The sequence below is a fragment of the Protofrankia sp. Cr1 genome (genome assembly GCF_963555865.1).
GTDB lineage: Bacteria > Actinomycetota > Actinomycetes > Frankiales > Frankiaceae > Protofrankia.
This window is the reverse complement of record NZ_CAUVXO010000610.1, coordinates 1-1714: the sequence shown is the minus strand read 5'-3', so window position 1 is coordinate 1714 and position 1714 is coordinate 1. Positions and strand designations below refer to the sequence as shown.

3 protein-coding genes are annotated in these 1714 nt (G+C 67.3%); 1 reads left to right on the top strand and 2 read right to left on the bottom strand.

Going from position 1 to position 1714, the window contains the following annotated elements:
- Window positions 1-357: 357 nt before the first annotated feature.
- Both U9980_RS26665 and U9980_RS26660 read right to left on the bottom strand, forming a co-directional pair.
- Complete coding sequence (locus U9980_RS26665; RefSeq protein WP_322770451.1) at window positions 358-1074, bottom strand: DNA alkylation repair protein; 717 nt, start codon at window positions 1072-1074, stop codon at window positions 358-360.
- Window positions 1071-1268, bottom strand: coding sequence for a hypothetical protein (locus tag U9980_RS26660; protein WP_322770450.1), 198 nt, complete (start codon window positions 1266-1268; stop codon window positions 1071-1073). The genes U9980_RS26665 and U9980_RS26660 overlap by 4 nt, the downstream gene beginning before the upstream one ends.
- Window positions 1269-1353: 85 nt before the next feature.
- Between U9980_RS26660 and U9980_RS26655 the strand changes: the two genes are divergently transcribed.
- Window positions 1354-1714 (top strand): sterol desaturase family protein (locus U9980_RS26655; RefSeq protein WP_322770449.1); only part of this gene is annotated, 361 nt, incomplete at its 3' end.

Here is a 1714-nt window from a genome sequence, read left to right as displayed (position 1 = left end):
AAGACGCGATGTACCGCGTCTTCGGCCGCAACGCTTTCGGGGCGCCGGTCGCCGTGGCCGTCCACATGTTCGCGCCCGACGCGGACCAGCAAGGCACGGAGAAGGCGCTGCGCTCATGGACCGAGGAGGTCTACGCCTGACCCGACCGGGGTGGACGCCGCTGTCGCTTCTACTGCTTTTATCCGCGGTGTCGGTAGACGTCCGCCCGGTGCTCGATCGCGACGACGTCAACCCGATGGTTGTCGGTGTCAATGCGGTCAATGACGCGGTGGACGCGACGACGGCCAGATCGTCGCGGGGATCGGCGGCGGCGCGCCTCGACAGACCTCCAGGAGATCGAAACTGATCGCCATCGCTTCATCCCTTCGTTGCCGCCAGAATCGGTTCGGTCGCCACGGGATGCGTCTTGACCAGGTGCCGGCAGGCGTTGCGCACGACCCACGCCGCGTTCGGCTCTCTGGACCACTCACTCAATGCGGGCAAGGTGAGGTCGGGATGGGTCTTGCTGACGTCCGACAACGCATTCGCCACGGACTTGCGGACATAAGGCTCACGATCGGCCCGCAACCGGCCCAGCAATTCGATCGCAAGTTCGGGGTGTTTGTCGAAATGGGGCCGCTTCGTCCATACCCGGGGTCCTTCCGAAGCGGCACGGCGAACATTGACATGGTTGTGGGTAATCCACGCTTCGATCATCGGGACGGCCGTCGCCCAGCCGCTCTCGGCGCAATACCAGTCGAATCCCTTTGCCAGCGCCTCCTGCACCCGCCAGTCGGCGTCGCCGGGCACGACGCCCAGCAGGAAGGACATCGCCTCGGGCCTGGTCACCGCCACCGGTCCGAGAGTGATCGCCACACCCATCCGGACGGTGGTCCCCGACGTTCCCGGACAGCGCGACCACAGATCCATCAGGACAGCGCCGACTGCGTCCGGGTGGTCGTGGTGGCCGCGCCAGAACCGGGTCACGTTCGTGCGTAGCGTCGGAACGTTCGTTCCCTCGACGAGGCCGACGAACTCGGCTGCCAGCTCGGGCTCGACGCCGACATCCGCGCCGCTTCGCTCGTGTGCCGTCATGCGATCGCCGCCCGTCGTACGGTCGTGCGCAGCGGCGCCACGAGAGCCAGCGGGAGCAGGCAGGTGGCGGCCAGTATCCAGAACCGTCCGCTGGGGCCGGCGTGCTGGGTCAGCAGGCCGCCGAACATCGGACCGAGGATCGGGCCGATGCCCTGGACAAGCCGGCTGGCGCCCAGCGCCGAGCCGACCCGCATCGGGCCGATGGCGACGACCTCGTCGCCGCCGGATCCACCGTCGCGTCGGTCGTTCCAACGGCTGACTGTCGTGGTGTCCGTGTCCGTGTCCGTTGCCGTGGTCGGCTCCTTCCACCTGCTGCCCGGCTGGGGACAGCTCGCCGTGGTGTTCGTCTTCAGGGACCTATTTGCCTATTTCGGCCACCGAGCCCTTCACCGGGTGCCCCTGCTGTGGCGGTTCCATAGAATCCACCATTCCAGCGAGCAACTCGACTGGCTCGCGACGTCGCGGGTCGGGGCGCGCACCTCGCGTCATCGCACTCCGTCCATCGCACTCCGTCCCACGGGTACCCGGCTTGTCGGTCGACACCCACAAACCAGAGTGCCTCCCTCCTCGTACCTCGCGATGCACGCACCCCAGCCCCACTCCGTGATCCGCATTCCCTTCGGTGCGACGAGTGGAAGGA

Bases quoted from the DNA above. Each gene is read 5' to 3' on its own strand.
- U9980_RS26665 (WP_322770451.1), bottom strand. From the start codon at position 1,074: ATGACGGCACACGAGCGAAGCGGCGCGGATGTCGGCGTCGAGCCCGAG.
- U9980_RS26660 (WP_322770450.1), bottom strand. From the start codon at position 1,268: ATGCGGGTCGGCTCGGCGCTGGGCGCCAGCCGGCTTGTCCAGGGCATC.